Source organism: Kistimonas ophiarachnellae, assembly GCF_057552235.1.
The window spans coordinates 173007-190670 of record NZ_BAAJPA010000002.1 but is presented as its reverse complement, the minus strand read 5'-3'; the positions used below and the strand labels follow the sequence as shown (position 1 = coordinate 190670).

Annotated in this window: 15 protein-coding genes; 9 read left to right on the top strand and 6 right to left on the bottom strand. The window is 50.7% G+C overall.

Going from position 1 to position 17664, the window contains the following annotated elements:
* Nucleotides 1-256 precede the first annotated feature (256 nt).
* From aat to infA, 3 genes are all read left to right on the top strand, one after another.
* Nucleotides 257-949 carry a leucyl/phenylalanyl-tRNA--protein transferase gene (gene aat, locus AC27K1_RS03095; RefSeq protein WP_487148220.1) on the top strand — a complete coding sequence of 231 codons (693 nt, stop codon included), beginning with the start codon at nt 257-259 and terminating at the stop codon, nt 947-949.
* A complete protein-coding gene (locus AC27K1_RS03090) occupies nt 910-1650 on the top strand; it encodes an arginyltransferase (protein WP_487148219.1) in 741 nt (246 codons plus the stop codon). The genes aat and AC27K1_RS03090 overlap by 40 nt, the downstream gene beginning before the upstream one ends.
* A gap of 95 nt (nt 1651-1745) precedes the next feature.
* Nucleotides 1746-1964 (top strand): translation initiation factor IF-1, encoded by a 219-nt coding sequence (gene infA, locus AC27K1_RS03085; protein WP_211828490.1) that lies wholly within the window; start codon nt 1746-1748, stop codon nt 1962-1964.
* Between the two features lie 52 nt (nt 1965-2016).
* On the opposite strand, the gene clpA is transcribed toward infA, so the two are convergent.
* Nucleotides 2017-4275 carry an ATP-dependent Clp protease ATP-binding subunit ClpA gene (gene clpA / locus AC27K1_RS03080; RefSeq protein ID WP_487148217.1) on the bottom strand — a complete coding sequence of 753 codons (2259 nt, stop codon included), beginning with the start codon at nt 4273-4275 and terminating at the stop codon, nt 2017-2019.
* Between the two features lie 23 nt (nt 4276-4298).
* Nucleotides 4299-4655 (bottom strand): ATP-dependent Clp protease adapter ClpS, encoded by a 357-nt coding sequence (gene clpS, locus AC27K1_RS03075; RefSeq protein ID WP_395183527.1) that lies wholly within the window; start codon nt 4653-4655, stop codon nt 4299-4301.
* A gap of 197 nt (nt 4656-4852) precedes the next feature.
* Between clpS and AC27K1_RS03070 the strand changes: the two genes are divergently transcribed.
* Entirely contained in the window at nt 4853-5137 is a 285-nt protein-coding gene (locus AC27K1_RS03070) for a cold-shock protein (protein ID WP_395178502.1), read from the top strand.
* Nucleotides 5138-5206: 69 nt separating this feature from the next.
* Here the strand turns inward: AC27K1_RS03070 and icd are convergent, their stop codons facing one another.
* Nucleotides 5207-6463, bottom strand: coding sequence for an NADP-dependent isocitrate dehydrogenase (gene icd / locus AC27K1_RS03065; protein ID WP_487148216.1), 1257 nt, complete (start codon nt 6461-6463; stop codon nt 5207-5209).
* Nucleotides 6464-6800: 337 nt separating this feature from the next.
* On the opposite strand from icd, the gene mnmA reads away from it, so the two are divergent.
* The 4 genes from mnmA to AC27K1_RS03045 all read left to right on the top strand — a co-directional run bounded on the left by mnmA (nt 6801) and on the right by AC27K1_RS03045 (nt 11298).
* Nucleotides 6801-7919: a tRNA 2-thiouridine(34) synthase MnmA gene (gene mnmA, locus AC27K1_RS03060; protein ID WP_487148215.1), complete on the top strand. Its 1119-nt coding sequence runs from the start codon at nt 6801-6803 to the stop codon at nt 7917-7919.
* A gap of 21 nt (nt 7920-7940) precedes the next feature.
* A complete protein-coding gene (hflD, locus tag AC27K1_RS03055) occupies nt 7941-8567 on the top strand; it encodes a high frequency lysogenization protein HflD (RefSeq protein ID WP_487148213.1) in 627 nt (208 codons plus the stop codon).
* A gap of 147 nt (nt 8568-8714) precedes the next feature.
* Nucleotides 8715-10079: an adenylosuccinate lyase gene (gene purB / locus AC27K1_RS03050; protein ID WP_487148212.1), complete on the top strand. Its 1365-nt coding sequence runs from the start codon at nt 8715-8717 to the stop codon at nt 10077-10079.
* Between the two features lie 61 nt (nt 10080-10140).
* A complete protein-coding gene (locus AC27K1_RS03045) occupies nt 10141-11298 on the top strand; it encodes a JmjC domain-containing protein (RefSeq protein WP_487148210.1) in 1158 nt (385 codons plus the stop codon).
* Nucleotides 11299-11376: 78 nt separating this feature from the next.
* On the opposite strand, the gene AC27K1_RS03040 is transcribed toward AC27K1_RS03045, so the two are convergent.
* Together AC27K1_RS03040 and AC27K1_RS03035 are read right to left on the bottom strand one after the other, a co-directional pair.
* Nucleotides 11377-12690, bottom strand: a complete 1314-nt coding sequence (locus AC27K1_RS03040) for a type IV pilus assembly protein FimV (protein WP_487148208.1) — start codon at nt 12688-12690, stop codon at nt 11377-11379.
* Between the two features lie 19 nt (nt 12691-12709).
* Entirely contained in the window at nt 12710-14890 is a 2181-nt protein-coding gene (locus AC27K1_RS03035) for a malate synthase G (RefSeq protein ID WP_487148207.1), read from the bottom strand.
* Nucleotides 14891-15297: 407 nt separating this feature from the next.
* Here AC27K1_RS03035 and aceA point away from each other — a divergent pair, with 407 nt between their 5' ends.
* The gene (gene aceA / locus AC27K1_RS03030; protein ID WP_487148205.1) at nt 15298-16614 is read left to right on the top strand and encodes an isocitrate lyase; all 1317 of its coding nucleotides are present in this window, start codon (nt 15298-15300) and stop codon (nt 16612-16614) included.
* A gap of 57 nt (nt 16615-16671) precedes the next feature.
* On the opposite strand, the gene AC27K1_RS03025 is transcribed toward aceA, so the two are convergent.
* Nucleotides 16672-17607: a LysR family transcriptional regulator gene (locus AC27K1_RS03025; RefSeq protein ID WP_487148204.1), complete on the bottom strand. Its 936-nt coding sequence runs from the start codon at nt 17605-17607 to the stop codon at nt 16672-16674.
* Nucleotides 17608-17664 lie beyond the last annotated feature (57 nt).

Sequence of the window (17664 nt, the reverse complement as noted above, 5' to 3'; positions counted from 1 at the left end):
TGACGTTCTGTCAGAAAATCTGTCACCGTCTGCTCGCCACTTTGTCGATCAACATCGATTCTTGAATTCCAATCTACCATGACTGTGTCGTTCAGCTGGCCGGTGTATTCAACAAGGTTGCGGGACCCGGGTTCTGCCCGGGCACTTCGGTACGTACAACGGGTGTAATGGCAAATGACCGAACACTGACAGACTTGACGCAGCCTTGGTAAAACGGGTTATCGTATAGTGAAACTGGTCTCAGAGCGCGCCGTACATGATCCCGTGGCTGGATAACCTGAATCCTGAATTTCCCCCTGTCGAACACGCATTAACGGAGCCCGACGGTTTGTTGTGCGCGGGTGGCAACCTTTGTGTAAACACCCTCATCCGTGCTTATCAGCACGGTATTTTTCCCTGGTTCAGTGAAGGCCAGGCGATTCTCTGGTGGTCACCCGACCCGCGCATGATTCTGACGCCGGAAACCCTTCATATCTCAAAAAGCATGCGAAAACTGATGCGTCAGCAGAGATACCAGATTACTGCAAACAGAGCCTTTCCCGAGGTAATAAAGACTTGCGCAGAGAGTCGTCATGCACACGAAGGGACATGGATTACAGATGATATGCAGGCAGCTTATATAAATCTGCACAAAGCCGGTTACGCCTGTTCCGTTGAAGCCTGGTTAGAAGGAAAACTGGTCGGTGGGCTCTATGGTGTTGCCATGGGGCGGGTTTTTTTTGGAGAGTCCATGTTCAGTCGGGAACCTAATACATCCAAGCTGGCTCTGATTTCACTCATGCAAAGCGCACGGTTTGATCTCGTTGATTGCCAGGTTCACACTCCGCATTTGGAAAGTCTTGGAGCACAACTGATACCTCGAATTTCCTTTATTGAAAGAATCAAGCCGTTAGTCAGAGCAGATGCTGAATGGCTGACCACGGATGCATTGCAACCAGAACGATCATGAGTCAAGAACAAACCTTACGCTTTTTTGCCACCCCTGCCCATGATTGCAGCTACCTGCCGGATCAGAAGGCAACCACCTTGTTCCTTGATCCGGCCGTTTCTGTTGATCAGAATCTTTCCGGGTTATTGGCTGATAATGGTTTCAGGCGTAGTGGTGACCATTATTACCAGCCTTATTGTGAAATGTGTCATGCCTGTATACCGACCAGGGTGCTGGTAACGGCGTTTCAGAAAAGTAAGGGACAGCGTCGCATTTGGAACAAGAATCAGGATCTGACTGTACACCGTTCAGCACCTGGATTTACACGCGAGCGCTATCGCCTTTATCGCCGTTACATCCGGGATCGGCACGATGATGGTGATATGTTTCCTCCCTCACCTAAACAGTTTATCGATTTTCTCTGTCCGAATGATGGGTTCACACAGTTTTATGAATACCGAAAAAACGACCGCCTGATCGCTGTTGCAGCTGTTGATCATCTTCCCAATGGACTTTCTGCTATTTATACGTTTTTTGACCCTGATCAGGCAGCCCGAAGTCTTGGTACTTTTTGTATTTTATGGCAGATTGAAGAAAGCCGTGTGTTACAACTTGACTACCTGTATCTGGGCTACTGGATACAAAACTGCCCTAAAATGGCATACAAGTCATCCTATACCCCACAAGAGCGTTATATTAACGGTGTTTGGCAGCGACCATGACACCGTTGGCTTTGATTCGCGATGGGTTTTAAGGCAGAATGCACGCCAATTTAAGATCTGATATCTGATTTTTCATTCACTGAGGAAGACGCCGAATGGCAAAAGAAGACTCGTTTGAAATGGAAGGGGTCATTGTCGATACCCTTCCTAACACTATGTTCCGTGTAGAGCTGGAAAACGGCCACGTGATTACTGCTCATATTTCCGGAAAAATGCGCAAGAACTACATCCGTATTCTGACCGGTGACAAGGTTCGTGTAGAACTCACCCCTTACGATCTCACCAAGGGTCGTATTGTGTACCGCGCGCGTTGATATAGAGTCTTTTCGCAGGGAGGGTATTCCCTCCCTGAGAAAATGAAACGCGTCAGGATGGCTCTGATTCGAAAACCAGCTCATCATCCTTCAAGCTGATCTTCATTGTTCCACCCTTCACCAGTTCACCAAACAAAATGGCTTCTGCCATGGGTTTCTTCAGTTTATCCTGAATCAGACGGGCCATTGGGCGAGCGCCCATCAGGCGGTCATACCCTTTTTCGGCCAGCCACTTGCGGACGTCATCATTCACATCAAGCTGGACTTTCTTATCATCCAGCTGCGATTGCAGTTCTGTCAGCTGCTTATCAACGACATGGCTGATCACTTCCGGACTCAATGGCTGGAACTGAATCACAGAATCGAGACGGTTTCTGAACTCAGGCGTGAACGTTTTCTTGATCGCTTCCCCACCATCAATGGAGTGATCCTGAGTTGTGAAACCAATGGAACTCCTGCTCATGCTTTCAGCGCCGGCATTGGTCGTCATGATAAGAATCACATTACGGAAATCCGCCTTACGACCATTGTTATCTGTCAGGGTGCCATGGTCCATGACCTGCAAAAGCAGGTTGAAGACATCAGGATGACCTTTTTCGATTTCATCCAGCAATAAAACGCAATGTGGCGTTTTATTAATCGCTTCGGTCAACAGACCGCCCTGATCAAATCCAACATAACCGGGAGGTGCGCCAATCAGACGGGAGACGGTGTGAGCCTCCATATACTCGGACATATCAAATCGCACCAGCTCAATACCCAGCGATTTGGCAAGCTGACGGCAGACTTCTGTCTTACCCACGCCGGTTGGACCGGCAAACAGGAAACAACCCACCGGCTTTTCAGGTGCTTTAAGACCTGCACGAGATAACCGGATATTGGTTGTCAGCGCATCAATGGACTCATCCTGACCAAAGATAGTGAGCCGCATGTTTCTAGGCAGCTTTTCAAGCAACTCCTTATCGGAAGACGATACTGACTTCGGCGGAATCCGTGCCATTTTGGCGACAATGGATTCAATCTCGTCAACACCGATAGTCTTCTTGCGCTTGCTTTCCTTCTGCAAGCGTTGATAAGCACCTGCTTCATCAATGACATCAATGGCTTTATCAGGCATATGCCTGTCATTGATGTAGCGATCCGCCAATTCGGCCGCAGCCCTGAGCGCTTCATTTTTGTATTTGATCTTATGGTGCTCTTCGAATTTCTTCTTGAGACCCAAAAGGATGGTGTAAGTGTCATCGACATCCGGCTCTTCAATATCCACTTTCTGGAAACGACGAGCCAGGGCTCTGTCCTTTTCAAAAATGCCACGGAATTCCTGAAAAGTAGTAGATCCGATGCAGCGTAAATCGCCACTGGTCAGTAGTGGTTTGAGCAGGTTTGAAGCATCCATCACACCACCGGATGCCGCACCGGCACCAATGATCGTATGAATTTCATCAATGAAGAGAACGGCGTCTTCTGTTTTCTTCAATTCAGACAATAAATGCTTGAAACGCTTTTCAAAATCGCCGCGGTATTTGGTACCTGCCAGCAAAGCGCCCATATCAAGGGAGTAAACAGTTGAATCTGCCAGAATATCCGGCACTTCGCCATCAACAATCTTTTTCGCCAATCCTTCAGCAATGGCTGTTTTACCAACGCCAGCCTCACCGACTAGCAGCGGATTGTTTTTACGACGGCGACTCAGAATCTGCCCAACCCGCTCTAGCTCGCTGTCCCGACCGACAAGAGGATCAATCTTGCCTTTCATTGCCAGCTCATTGAGATTGGTTGTGTAGGCCTCAAGTGGTTTGCTACCGGCTGCATCATCACTGGATGATGTATCTTCCTGCAGTTCATGCCCGTCCATTTCCTGACTCTGATGGCCTGGGACCTTGGAAATGCCATGGGCAATGTAGTTCACCACATCAATGCGGACGATTTCCTGCTGCTTCAGGAAATAAACGGCCTGGCTTTCCTGCTCGCTGAAAATCGCTACCAGGACATTGGCGCCAGTCACTTCCTTCTTGCCAGAACTCTGGACATGAAAGACGGCTCGCTGCAAAACGCGCTGGAAACCAAGGGTGGGCTGAGTCTCACGCTCCTCGTCATTGCCGGGGATCAAGGGCGTGGTTGAATCAACGAAATGGGAAAGGTCGTTGCGAAGCTTTTCCAGGTTCGCGCCGCACGCTTCCAGGACATCATTCGCTGACTTGTTGTCAATAAGCGCCAGAAGCAGATGTTCCACCGTCATGAACTCATGACGCTTGGTTCTGGCTTCCTTGAATGCGCTGTTCAGTGTCTGTTCTAGATCTTTGTTGAGCATATTCGTACCCGACCAACGCTAGTTCAACTGTTTTTTTCGATTTTGCAAAGCAGAGGGTGCTGATGCTCCCGTGAAAAACGATTGACCTGCTCGGCCTTGGTTTCGGCAATATCTTTTGTGTAGACGCCGCAGACTGCCTGTCCCTGAGTATGTACTGTCAGCATAACTTGTGTCGCCTTTTCCCTGGACAAGTTAAAGAAGGTTTCCAGAACTTCGATCACGAAGTCCATTGGGGTGTAGTCATCATTGACCAGTATGACCTTGTACATCGGCGGGGGTGCAAGCTTCGGCTTCACCGGGGCTACGGCAACACTACCCTCATCATCATACTGATGATTTTCTTCCTCTAAGGATAGTAGAATTCGTTCAATGCTACTCATGAAATGCGTTGTCAACATAATGCCAGTAAAAGTGATTCCTCAACGGATATAGTACCATGCTGGCTGACGAATACTTGACAGCATTGATAGCATGTCTAACACTTGTTTTAACCCATGGACGCGGTTTTATACAACTAATAACGAACAAAAACACCCACTCAAAAGAAATAACAAGCAGTGAACAGAGGGACTGAAGGATGCCGACAGGTACAGTAAAGTGGTTTAATAATGCAAAAGGGTACGGGTTTATCCTGGGTGAAGGCAGTAATGGGGAAGACCTCTTCGTTCACTACTCTTCCATCAATATGGATGGTTATAAAACCCTGAAAGCTGGCCAAGTTGTCACCTACGATATCATCCAGGGCCCTAAAGGATTACATGCCGTCAATATCACCATACCGCAAGATCAATTAGACAATGAATCCGATAGCAGTAATGCTGAAGAAGCCATTGCGACCGGCGTTCCCGTTACTGAACAATGAATAAAAAATAAAATGCACTGCAACAAAAAAACCCGCCTTAATGGCGGGTTTTTTATATAGAGCGCTGTCTCACATGTTTTTGATAATCGCGTCCGCAAATTCAGAGCACTTCAGCAGTGTTGCATCAGGCATCAATCGCTCAAAGTCATACGTCACGGTTTTGGCTTCAATGGCACCCTCAACCCCTTTCAGAATCAGATCTGCTGCTTCGAACCAGCCCAGATGACGAACCATCATTTCTGCAGAAAGGATCAGTGAACCGGGATTGACTTTATCCTGGCCAGCATACTTGGGGGCTGTGCCGTGGGTGGCTTCAAAAATCGCAACACTTCCGCCGATGTTGGCACCAGGCGCAATACCAATCCCGCCAACTTCTGCAGCCAGTGCATCTGAGATGTAGTCACCATTCAGGTTCAGAGTGGCGATAACACTGTATTCATCAGGGCGCATCAGAATCTGCTGAAGGAAGGCATCAGCAATGACATCTTTAATGATAATTTCATTGCCGGTTTTCGGGTTGACCAGTTTGTGCCAAGGGCCACCATCCAGCAACTCAGCACCAAAGCGTTCCCGAGCCAGTTCATAGCCCCACTCTTTAAACGCGCCTTCGGTGTACTTCATGATGTTGCCTTTGTGAACCAGGGTCACAGATGGCTTGTCGTTATCGATGGCAAACTGGATGGCCTTGCGAACCAGACGTTGTGTTCCCTCTTTGGAAACAGGCTTGATACCAATACCACAACCCTGGTCAAAACGGATTTTCTCAACACCCATTTCTTCCTTGAGGAAACGGATGATCTTCTTCGCTTCCGGGCTGTCAGCCTGCCACTCAATACCGGCATAAATATCTTCCGAGTTTTCACGGAAGATAACCATGTCAGTTTTCTCTGGCGCAGTCACCGGGCTTGGAACCCCTTTAAACCAGCGAACAGGACGGATACAGGCATACAGATCCAGCTCTTGACGCAGTGCAACGTTCAAGGAGCGAATGCCGCCCCCCACTGGTGTAGTCAGCGGCCCCTTGATACCAACACTGTACTCGCGCATGGCTTCAAGGGTTTCTTCCGGCAGCCAGACATCATCGCCATAGACTTCCACGGCTTTTTCACCGGCAAACACTTCCATCCAGACAATGGAGCGACTTGAGCCATAGGCCTTTTCAACAGCGGCATCAACCACCTTCAACATGGCAGGCGATACATCTATACCGATACCGTCGCCTTCGATGTAGGGGATAACCGGATGATTGGGAACATTGAGGGAGAGATCGGCATTTACAGTGATTTTGTCACCATCTTTCGGAACTTTGATCTTCTGATATCCCATTATCTACTCCGTAATCTGGACCTTTTTTATGCCGCTGGCGATAACCGGCAGCTTACCTGTTCTTGTAGTTTTGCTACATTTACTGCTGGCGATGGCTCTGATCGGTTACTGCCCCGCTCGACATTTATCGCTCATGGCTGTTTGGCGCAATAAGATATACCAAAGCAGGCCAAGAATAAATGTAGTTTTGTTACAGAAATGCGTACAAACCACGCTAGAGCTTCGCTATACGCCTAAATTATAGCTACATTCTGGCCGCATGAGCTTTGGCGCTGGACGTCCGGTGCTGCATCATTACAATTGACGCCCTGTCTAACCCCTAATTAGTTTCATTCTTATGACCGATAACGCGCACACCCGTGTGATCGTTGGTATGTCCGGCGGTGTCGATTCCTCAGTTTCAGCGCTCCTTCTCATGCAGCAGGGCTACCAGGTCGAAGGCCTGTTCATGAAGAACTGGGAAGAAGATGATGACACGGAATACTGCACGGCCCGCCAGGATCTGGCCGATGCCCAGGCTGTCTGCGACCGGCTTGGCATCCATCTTCACAAGGCCAATTTTGCCGCTGAATACTGGGATAATGTCTTTGAGCATTTCCTGTCTGAATACCGTGCCGGGCGCACCCCTAACCCTGACATTCTCTGCAACCGGGAAATCAAGTTCAGGGCTTTTCTTGATTACGCGCTTGAGCTGGGTGCTGACGCCATAGCAACCGGTCATTATGTGCGCCGTGCTGACCGTGACGGGCATACCCTGCTGTTGAAAGGTTTGGATAACAACAAGGATCAGAGCTATTTCCTGCATGCGGTCGGCGAGCAGGAACTGTCACGCAGCCTTTTCCCGGTTGGAGAGCTGGAAAAGCATGAGGTTCGGGCTATTGCCGAACAGCACCAGCTGGCGACATTCAACAAAAAGGACAGTACAGGGATCTGCTTTATCGGCGAACGTCGTTTCCGCGACTTTCTGAAGCAGTACATTCCTGCCCAGCCCGGCGATATTGAATCAGAAGACGGCAAAGTGATCGGTCGCCATAGTGGCCTGATGTACCACACCATCGGCCAACGGCAAGGACTGGGCATTGGCGGACTTAAGAATGCCGATGATGCGCCATGGTATGTCATTGAAAAAGACCTGAGCCGCAATGTCCTGGTAGTCGGTCAGGGCAACGACAATCCCGGTCTATTCTCCGAAGCCCTGTCCGTTGACACGGTGTACTGGATTAATGACGATCCTGCCCTGGTGCCTGACAAACTTCGGGCCAAGGTCCGCTATCGTCAAGCAGACCAGGCCTGCACACTTCAACGAAAGCCGGATGGCGGCTATCATGTCCTCTTCGACGAACCTCAGCGTGCGGTAACCCCTGGCCAGTCTATTGTTTTCTATGATCAGGACGTCTGTCTTGGCGGTGGCATTATCGAGCAACGCTTTGCCCATAAAACCATGATTTCGGGTTGATGTTAGGGGGCCAATGGAGCTGTGAATCAACAAGATATTGATCGTACCCTGGCGCTGGCCGGCCTGTTCCAGGCCGCCACGCTGGTAGAAAAAATCGCCAAAACGGCCCAGGCGCCTGAACATGAGCTGGCTGTCTGCATCAACAGCATCTTTGTCACCAATCCTGATAGCGTCAAGGATGTCTATGGTGGCAGTGCCGGGAATGTCACAGCTGGCCTCAGAGCCCTCAGGGATGTGTTGCAACGCAATCATGATGCAGTGAAAGCCGATGCGATTCGCTATTCCCTGACACTGATTCATCTGGAGCGGAAATTACGTGGGAATCCGGGGATGATGCACACCATCGCCGAGCGTATTGATCGCGCCAGTGATCAGGCTCGCCACTTCTCCCCTACCCACGAGAATGTGCTGGCCAGTCTTGCGAGCATTTATCTCGATACGATCAGCACATTCAAAACCCGAATCCAGGTTATGGGCGATATTCGGCACCTGCAGAACCAGGCTTGTGCCGACAAGATCCGGGCTGCCCTGCTGGCCGGAATGCGCTCTGCCATCCTGTGGCGACAGGTCGGCGGGCGCCGCTGGCACCTGGTATTTGGTCGCAATAAAATGCTTGCCGCGATTGACCAGTTGCTCAAAGGCCACTGACCTGGTAGGCCACCAACGCAACAAAACCTGATACCGCGGCATTTTTCAGGTAGAATGCCGCGCAATTTTTCAGCCCGTTCCCAGATCCTATCCGGCAGATGTTGCCCGATAACGATCGGTTAACTGCTTCAAACCAAGGGGGTTTTGATGGAATTGTCTGCACTGACAGCGATTTCGCCGGTTGATGGCCGCTATGGCAGCAAGACCAGTCCGCTGCGTGAGATTTTCAGTGAATATGGCCTGATCCGCTTTCGGGTCATGGTTGAGGTACGCTGGCTCCAGCATCTCAGTCAGCAGCCCGCTATTGCTGAGTTACCGCCTTTCAGCGCTGAAGCCAATCAGCTGCTGAATGCCATTGTTGACGATTTCTCTGAAGCCGACGCTCAGAAAGTCAAGACGTTTGAACGTACGACCAACCACGATGTTAAGGCGGTCGAATACTTCCTGAAAGAGAAGATGACCCAGAATGCCGAACTGACCAAAGCGCTTGAGTTCGTGCATTTTGCTTGCACCTCGGAAGACATCAATAACCTCTCCCACGGTCTGATGCTTCAGGCGGGTCGAGACGCGATTCTTCAGCCCCTGACTCAGCTGTGTGATGCAATCCGCTCCCTGGCGCATGACTTCCACGATGTCCCCATGCTCTCTCGCACCCATGGTCAAACAGCCTCCCCCACTACGCTGGGCAAGGAAATGGCTAACGTCGTTTATCGTCTGGAGCGTCAGCTGAAGCAGATTCGTGCGGTTGAGCTGCTGGGCAAAATCAATGGCGCCGTTGGTAACTACAATGCCCATTACGCCACCTACCCCGAGATCGATTGGCCGGCATTGGCGTCTGAGTTCATTACCTCACTGGGTCTGAGCTGGAACCCCTACACCATCCAGATCGAACCCCATGACTACATTGCCGAGCTGTTTGATGCACTGGCGCGCTTCAACACCATCCTGATTGATTTTGATCGAGATATCTGGGGTTATATCTCGCTGGGCTACTTCCGCCAGAAAACCATTGCCGGTGAAGTGGGCTCTTCCACCATGCCGCACAAGGTGAACCCGATCGATTTTGAAAATTCGGAAGGCAACCTTGGACTGGCTAACGCCATTATGAGCCATCTGGCGACCAAGCTGCCCGTTTCTCGCTGGCAGCGAGATCTGACTGATTCCACCGTGCTTCGCAATCTGGGTGTCGGTATCGGTCATAGCCTGATCGCTTATGAGGCAACCCTGAAGGGTATCAGCAAGCTGGAAGTCAATCGGGAACGTCTGGCTCAGGATCTGGATAATGCCTGGGAAGTGCTTGCCGAACCTGTTCAGACCGTAATGCGTCGCTATGGGATTGCCGAGCCTTATGAAAAGCTGAAGGCGTTTACCCGGGGTAAAGCCATTACCCGTGAAGGTATGCAGACCTTTATCAATCAGCTGGAAATTCCGGCAGATGCCAAGGCGCAACTGCTGGCACTGACGCCGTCAGCGTATACCGGTAATGCCGCCGATCAGGCAAAAGCGGTTTAAGTGAGCGTCTAAGCGCCGGCTAAATGCCGGCGTTTTATTTTATTCTGTAACAGGTTTGCTCATGAACCTTCCCCGCTTCCCAATACTTGGTGATCTTTCCGCCAGTGAGTTTCTTGGCCAATACTGGCAAAAACAACCCTTGCTGATCAGACAGGCCTTGCCTGATTGGGATCTTCCCATTTCACCTGATGAGCTGGCGGGGTTGGCCTGCGAGGAATCCGTTGAATCACGCCTCTTGCTGCGACAATTGGGTGACCAGGAATGGGTATTGAAGCGCGGTCCGTTTAATGAGCAGAATTTTGCGGATCTCCCCCCTGACAACTGGACGCTGCTCGTTCAGGCTGTAGATCACTGGGTACCCGAGGTTCGAGAGCTGCTGAATGAGTTCCGTTTTATTCCGGACTGGCGGCTTGACGATATCATGATCAGCTACGCTACTGAGGGCGGTGGTGTCGGTCCGCATTTTGATAATTATGATGTTTTCCTGATTCAGGCATCAGGCACCCGCCACTGGCAAATCGGCCAGTTATGCGATGATACCAGCCCCCTGCTCTCTCATCCGGATTTGAAAATTCTTGCTGAATTCGTAACCGATCAAGATTTCTACATGGAACCGGGTGACATGCTGTATCTCCCGCCCGGTGTCGCCCACTGGGGTACGGCAACCTCCAATGATTGTGTGACTGTGTCTGTCGGTTTTCGCGCGCCTTCCCATGGTGAGGTGGTCAGTGATTATGGACTTTGGCTCAATGACCATTTATCCGATTTCCTGCGTTACGCTGACCCGGATCTCAAGGTGCCATCCCATCCGGCAGAGATTTCCGCTGAAACCATAGCCCGTGTCCAGGCGATATTGCGACAATATGCCAACAATCCAGAACGGGTGGCACGCTGGTTTGGTCGGCTAATGACTGAGCCCAAATACCCAGAAAATGTCATGATCGACCCCGAGCCTCTAACGACAGACTTATGGGTGGCTGATGACGCACGGCTAGCCTGGTATCTGTCTGAAAATAACGATGCCGTGTATTTTTTTGCAAACGGTCAAGACTACACGTTGCCCTTGTCGCTCAAATCAGTCGTCATAGAGGTTTGTGATAATCGCTACATCTCAGCAAATCTGGTGGAAAACTTGTCTGAGAGTGAGCGACAATCCTGGACAGCGCTGCTGGCTGATCTGGTTGAAAATGGCGTTGTGAGCGGTATTGAATCATTGTAAACAGGGCGAGATGATGCGTACGATCTTTACTTTCGGGCAAATCAGAATCATATTGCTTAACGGCTTCAGGTAAAAACTCTAACCTGTTGTATTTATAGAATATTCAATATTTCCGGGAGCATTTTTCAGCCGTGATTTTATCCAGAATTTCTGCCTGAAAAGCACCTGAAACAAGCTGTAAAACCCAACAGGACTCAGGACAAGAGAGCTGCTTAAAAAAGGCGTTATTGTCGTTGAGTCAACTCTCCTGCCAATTACCTTCTTACCGCCAGCGTTCAAAGACTCCTTAAACACAGCAGTTTTTGAATTCCTTTGTTTGGTTGCTTTTTGAGCATTCATCTCAGGAAATACTGTTGAAAGCAATAATCTGTCCAGCAATGAGACAGGGGTATCGGATTGGACAGATTGCATAGTGAAAAGCTGATTGACTTTATCGACCAATCTATCCCCGACATCGAGATTTATACTTTCGTTTTTATCATTGTTCTTTTCTGTTTTCTCGATGGCTTTATTGTCTGCGGCCGGAACAAAGGCCAGTGCTGGCTTAATAGACACTGCTTTTTTATCTGTCTCTCTATCCTCATGCATAACAGCAGCAATCGCTTGTTGTGAAAAATTCGGGGTATATGAAATTTCATCAGCAACAGAGTTAAAGGCTAACACCCTGGCATTGGCGTCCGCCTGTCTATTGGCTCTGGCCAGCTCGGAGGTACGTTTGAGCCGGTTCAATCGATTGTCTGCAACAATCGTTTGTTTATTCCTGACTTTTGCCTTCTTACGCAGAGGCAAGGGGTCATTAAACCGGGTTAAAGGCAGGTTATCGGCATTTTTATTATTGTAATTTTGAACCAGTAGTTGAGACTGAGAAGTCTGCTCACCGTTATTGTTTTGCTTGATGGGGATTTGGATGCGCATCAAAAGCGTTTCATCAGCTGGGATTACCATCAAAAGAAAATCCAGGTTTTCAAGTGAAACAGGCAGATTACTGGTTAAACAAATGATTCGACGTCCATCAGGTTCCTGACGCCAGGAGGTCTTGATTGCCGCATTAAAGTACTGCAATGGAACGTCATAATTTTGATGTTCCAGGGGAGAAGCGACATCCACGACAACTGGCGCATCAGGATCAACAAGGCCGGAAACTTCAATCTCGGCATGAAGGGGTTCATTAAATCCGGAGAATAATTGAATAGCGGAAAATTCAATGGCACGAACGGAAGGCGCTAGCAACAGGCATACCGCAAGGAAAAACGAATAAACGCTTAACCCCGAAGCTTGAATAATGTTGTTATTCGGTTTCTGCCTAAACACTTTCATACTATTCAGAATAGCAAGACAGAACCGTGAAAATTTGTCATTAAAAAACGCACCGGATGGTGCGTTTTTTAACATGCGTTACGTGGCGACCCTGTTAACAACCAAACTTGGCCTTGGCTTCCCGACGACGTGCATGGAGAACCGGTTCTGTGTAACCATTAGGCTGCTCTGTTCCCTTGAACACCAGGTCGCAGGCTGCCTGGAAAGCCACACTCCCGTCAAAGTTTGGCGCCATATTGCGATACTCAGGATCTTCAGCATTCTGACGGTCAACCACGGCAGCCATGCGCTGCATGGTTTCCATCACTTGTTCTTGCGTGCAAACACCATGACGTAACCAGTTGGCGATGTGCTGGCTGGAAATACGCAGCGTGGCGCGATCTTCCATCAGGCCTACATCATTGATATCCGGCACCTTGGAACAGCCGACGCCATGGTCAACCCAGCGGACAACATAACCCAGAATACCCTGGGCGTTATTGTCCAGTTCCTGCTGAATATCTTCTGCTGTCAGTGCGGCAGGATCATCAAGCAAAGGCAGTGTCAGGATGTCATCCAGACTCGCGCGCTGGCGATTAGCCAGTTCGATCTGCACATCTGCCACATTGACCTGATGATAATGGATGGCATGCAGGGTAGCGGCTGTCGGCGACGGCACCCATGCAGTATTCGCTCCCGCCTTGGGATGACCAATCTTGACCGACATCATCTGCTCCATCTGGTCAGGAATTGGCCACATTCCCTTACCGATCTGCGCCCGCCCTTTCAGGCCGGTGGCAAGACCAGTATCGACATTCCAGTCCTCATACGCCTTGATCCAGGCTTCATTTTTCATAGGGCCTTTGCGGACCACCGGTCCCGCATCCATAGAGGTATGGATTTCATCCCCTGTCCGGTCAAGGAATCCGGTATTGATGAACACGACACGCTCTTTGGCGGCGGCGATACAGGCCTTGAGATTCACCGTGGTACGGCGCTCTTCATCCATAATGCCGACTTTGAGCGTGTTCACGGGCAAGTCCAGTGCTTGTTCAATCCGCCCGAAGAGTGTGTCGGTAAATGCTACTTCTTCAGGGCCGTGCATCTTGGGCTTAACGATGTAAACGCTACCCGTTCGTGAATTGCTGTACGGGCCATTGCCCTTGAGATCATGAATGGCAATCAAGGACGTTACCATGCCATCAAGAATGCCCTCGGGGATCTCATTACCCTCTTTGTCCAGAACCGCTTCATTGGTCATCAAATGACCTACGTTTCGGACAAACATCAGGCTGCGACCAGGCAACGACAGCGTATTTTCGTCAGGTGTCAGATACTCGCGATCGGGATTCAGGCTGCGGGTGACAGTGCGATCCCCTTTCTGGAACTCAATGCCCAGCGTGCCTTTCATTAGTCCCAGCCAGTTGCCATAGACAACAGCTTTGTCTTCAGCATCAACTGCTGCAACAGAATCTTCACAGTCCATGATGGTGGTCAGTGCCGATTCCAGCAGTACGTCCTTGACGTTAGCTGAATCGTCCTTACCAATCACATGGCCAGGATCAATCTGAATTTCCAGATGCAACCCATTGTTTTGTATGAGAATTGCGGTTGGGTTAACCAGTTCACCCTTGTAGCCAGCAAACTGCTCCGGACGCTGAAGCGCAGCTTCAGAACCGTCTTTCAGTTTAACCGCCAGCTGACCTTCCTTGATGCCATAACCGCATACATCTGCATGCGAACCTTTGGCAAGCGGTGCGGCCTCATCGAGAAAACGTCGGGCATAGGCAATAACCTTGGCGCCACGCCCTGGGTTGTATCCCTTCCCTTTCTCGGCACCGTCCTGCTCAGAAATGACATCCGTGCCATAGAGTGCATCATACAGGCTACCCCACCGGGCATTGGCGGCATTCAGCGCGTAGCGGGCATTCATGACAGGGACAACCAACTGGGGACCTGCCAGTTTCGCGATTTCGGGATCAACATTCTCGGTGGTGATTGAGAAATCGTCCGCTTCAGGCAACAGATAACCAATCTGTTCAAGGAAAGCACGGTATTCAACCGCATTGTGTGCCTGACCGCGACGCTGCTGATGCCACGCATCGATTTGCGCCTGCAGGTCATCACGGCGCTCCAGCAAGGCTTTGTTGACCGGCGCCAGCTCAGTGACAATGTTTTCCAGTTCGGCCCAGAAGCGATCGGAATCCACCCCTGTTCCCGGCGCTATCTCGTTGGCAACCAGGTCATGTAAAACCTTGGCAACCTGGAGACCACCTGCTTGTATGCGTTCTGTCATCGTTATTATGCCTCTCAGCCCTGGTGAACAATCCTGTCCTGCCAACCCCAAGCCTCCCCCGGCGAACAGCAGGTTTCAGGGTATAGGAGTGTGAAAATGCCGGAAAATTCTAGAAGATGCCACTAGGATTCCGCTAATTTATCGTCTTTATGACCGCTATTTCCCGGATGAATAAAATCGGACACCTGACCATCATGTTCTACTGACTAACTGTTGCTTATGTCATGCCGGCAGCAATTCATACAGGGCATATTCGGTATAAAAAATAAAAATTGCCCCCTATCCGTAGTTCCACTTACAATGCCTCCGGCATGCGGCTGGTGCCTTAAGGTTGGCACGGTATTGAGGGGTATCAACCAACCTGTTTGCAAGCGCCAGACGCTCATTCCAGAAGTCAGGAGCGAAACATGACCATTTATAATCGCCAAGAAGAAATCGCCCGCATCGAGAAGGACTGGGCCGAGAATCCCCGCTGGAAAAACGTCAAGCGTACCTACACTGCGGAAGATGTTGTCCGCCTGCGCGGTTCCGTCAAGATCGAGAACACCATCGCCCGCCAGGGTGCTGAGAAGCTCTGGGATCTGGTTTACGGTGGCCAGGCCAGGAAAGGTTATGTGAACTGCCTTGGCGCCCTGACTGGCGGTCAGGCGGTTCAACAGGTTAAGGCTGGTATTGAAGCCATTTACCTGTCTGGCTGGCAGGTTGCTGCAGATAACAACTCTGCCAGCAGCATGTACCCTGACCAGTCCCTGTATCCGGTGGACTCTGTTCCTGCCGTCATCAAGCGCATCAACAACAGCTTCCGCCGTGCTGACCAGATTCAGTGGAAGAACGGTGTTAACCCGGGTGATGACAACTACACCAACATGTTCGCGCCTATCGTTGCTGACGCCGAAGCCGGTTTCGGTGGCGTTCTGAACGCTTACGAGCTGATGAAGCACATGATCGAAGCCGGTGCCGCCGGTGTTCACTTCGAAGACCAGCTGGCTTCCGTCAAGAAGTGTGGCCACATGGGTGGCAAGGTACTGGTTCCGACCCAGGAAGCGGTTCAGAAACTGATCGCTGCCCGTCTGGCGGCTGACGTTGCCGACGTACCGACCATCGTACTGGCCCGTACCGACGCCAACGCTGCGGACCTGATCACCTCCGACTGCGACGAGTACGATGCGCCCTTCCTGACCGGTGAGCGCACCCCGGAAGGTTTCTTCCGCGTTAAAGCAGGTATCGATCAGGCCATTGCCCGTGGCCTGGCTTACGCGCCTTATGCTGACCTGCTCTGGTGTGAAACTGCCACACCGGATCTGGAAGAAGCCCGCAAGTTCGCCGAAGCTATTCGCGCCGAGTACCCGGACCAGCTGCTGGCCTACAACTGCTCACCAAGCTTCAACTGGAAGAAAAATCTGGACGATGCCACTATCGCCAAGTTCCAGCAGGAGCTGTCTGACATGGGCTACAAGTACCAGTTCATCACCCTCGCGGGCATCCATAACATGTGGTACAACATGTTCGAACTGGCGCACAACTATGCTCAGGGCGAAGGCATGAAGCACTACGTTGAAATGGTTCAGGAGCCTGAGTTTGCTGCTGCCGAGAAGGGTTACACTTTCGTAGCGCACCAGCAGGAAGTCGGTACGGGTTACTTCGATGACATGACCACAGTTATTCAGGGTGGTAAGTCTTCTGTCACAGCGCTGACTGGTTCTACCGAAGAAGAGCAGTTCTAAGCCAATTAGCTTAAACCAATAGATAGAGAAGCCAGCATATTGCTGGCTTCTTTGTTTTTACATTTTCTGGGCTAACGAAATTATCAGTCTTCTTAGCCACTGATGCCCGGAGTCCTGCTGCAGCAAAGGACTCCACGCCATTTTCAGCTCAAAGGATGGGATATCGAACGGCGGCGCCAGAGCCACAAGGTCACCACCGCCAGTCTGAAGCCGGGCAGCCCGGGTAGGCAGGGTCGCAATAAGGTCGTTATTGCGCACCAGCTGCATAGCCACCTGATAATGTCGGGTAAACACTGAAATCGTTCGCTTCTTTCCCAGTCTATCCAGAGCCTCATCGACCCAGCCCAGCCGCTGAACATCTTCCGGGTTCACGCCTACACCAACTCCCATACCGGTTTTGCTGACCCAGACATGCCGGGCGGCAAGGTAATTCTCCAGAATAAACTCATCCAGAATAGGATTGCTGCGACTGATCAGGCAGGAAAAGTCATCTTCCCAGATAATCGCCTGATGGAAAGACTGGGGCATATCGTCAAAGCGGTTGATGGCCATATCCACCCTGCCCCGTTCAACATCCTGAAAGCTGACATCGCTGGGCGTCAATACATCCAGGGTGACATCCGGCGCTTCAAGACGTAGCTGACGCAGGACCTGAGGAATCAGCGTGGATTCCGCATAATCACTGGCCATAATCCGGAAAACCCGTCGGCTGGTGGCACTCTCAAAGGGTTTACGAGGCTGAACGGCTTGCTCAATCTCAGCCAGAACATTGCGCACGATAGGCTGTAACTGACGGGCGCGCTCCGTGGGTGTCATACCATCACTGGTTCTGACAAGGAGTGGATCTTCAAACAGATCCCGCAACCGCCGCAGGCCATTACTCATGGCAGGCTGGGTAATGCCTAACTGGTCTGCTGCACGGGTGACGTTTCTCTCCCTCAACAAGGCATCCAGGTAAACCAGCAAATTCAGATCAATTCTCGATACATTCATGCTTATGGCGACTTCTGGTCAGCGCATCCCTGCCTGTTATTCATCATTTTTATGTCG

Coding starts and splice junctions, on each gene's coding strand:
- aat (WP_487148220.1), top strand. CDS start 257: ATGATCCCGTGGCTGGATAACCTGAATCCTGAATTTCCCCCTGTCGAA.
- AC27K1_RS03090 (WP_487148219.1), top strand. CDS start 910: ATGGCTGACCACGGATGCATTGCAACCAGAACGATCATGAGTCAAGAA.
- infA (WP_211828490.1), top strand. CDS start 1,746: ATGGCAAAAGAAGACTCGTTTGAAATGGAAGGGGTCATTGTCGATACC.
- clpA (WP_487148217.1), bottom strand. CDS start 4,275: ATGCTCAACAAAGATCTAGAACAGACACTGAACAGCGCATTCAAGGAA.
- clpS (WP_395183527.1), bottom strand. CDS start 4,655: ATGAGTAGCATTGAACGAATTCTACTATCCTTAGAGGAAGAAAATCAT.
- AC27K1_RS03070 (WP_395178502.1), top strand. CDS start 4,853: ATGCCGACAGGTACAGTAAAGTGGTTTAATAATGCAAAAGGGTACGGG.
- icd (WP_487148216.1), bottom strand. CDS start 6,463: ATGGGATATCAGAAGATCAAAGTTCCGAAAGATGGTGACAAAATCACT.
- mnmA (WP_487148215.1), top strand. CDS start 6,801: ATGACCGATAACGCGCACACCCGTGTGATCGTTGGTATGTCCGGCGGT.
- purB (WP_487148212.1), top strand. CDS start 8,715: ATGGAATTGTCTGCACTGACAGCGATTTCGCCGGTTGATGGCCGCTAT.
- AC27K1_RS03045 (WP_487148210.1), top strand. CDS start 10,141: ATGAACCTTCCCCGCTTCCCAATACTTGGTGATCTTTCCGCCAGTGAG.
- AC27K1_RS03040 (WP_487148208.1), bottom strand. CDS start 12,690: ATGTTAAAAAACGCACCATCCGGTGCGTTTTTTAATGACAAATTTTCA.
- AC27K1_RS03035 (WP_487148207.1), bottom strand. CDS start 14,890: ATGACAGAACGCATACAAGCAGGTGGTCTCCAGGTTGCCAAGGTTTTA.
- aceA (WP_487148205.1), top strand. CDS start 15,298: ATGACCATTTATAATCGCCAAGAAGAAATCGCCCGCATCGAGAAGGAC.
- AC27K1_RS03025 (WP_487148204.1), bottom strand. CDS start 17,607: ATGAATGTATCGAGAATTGATCTGAATTTGCTGGTTTACCTGGATGCC.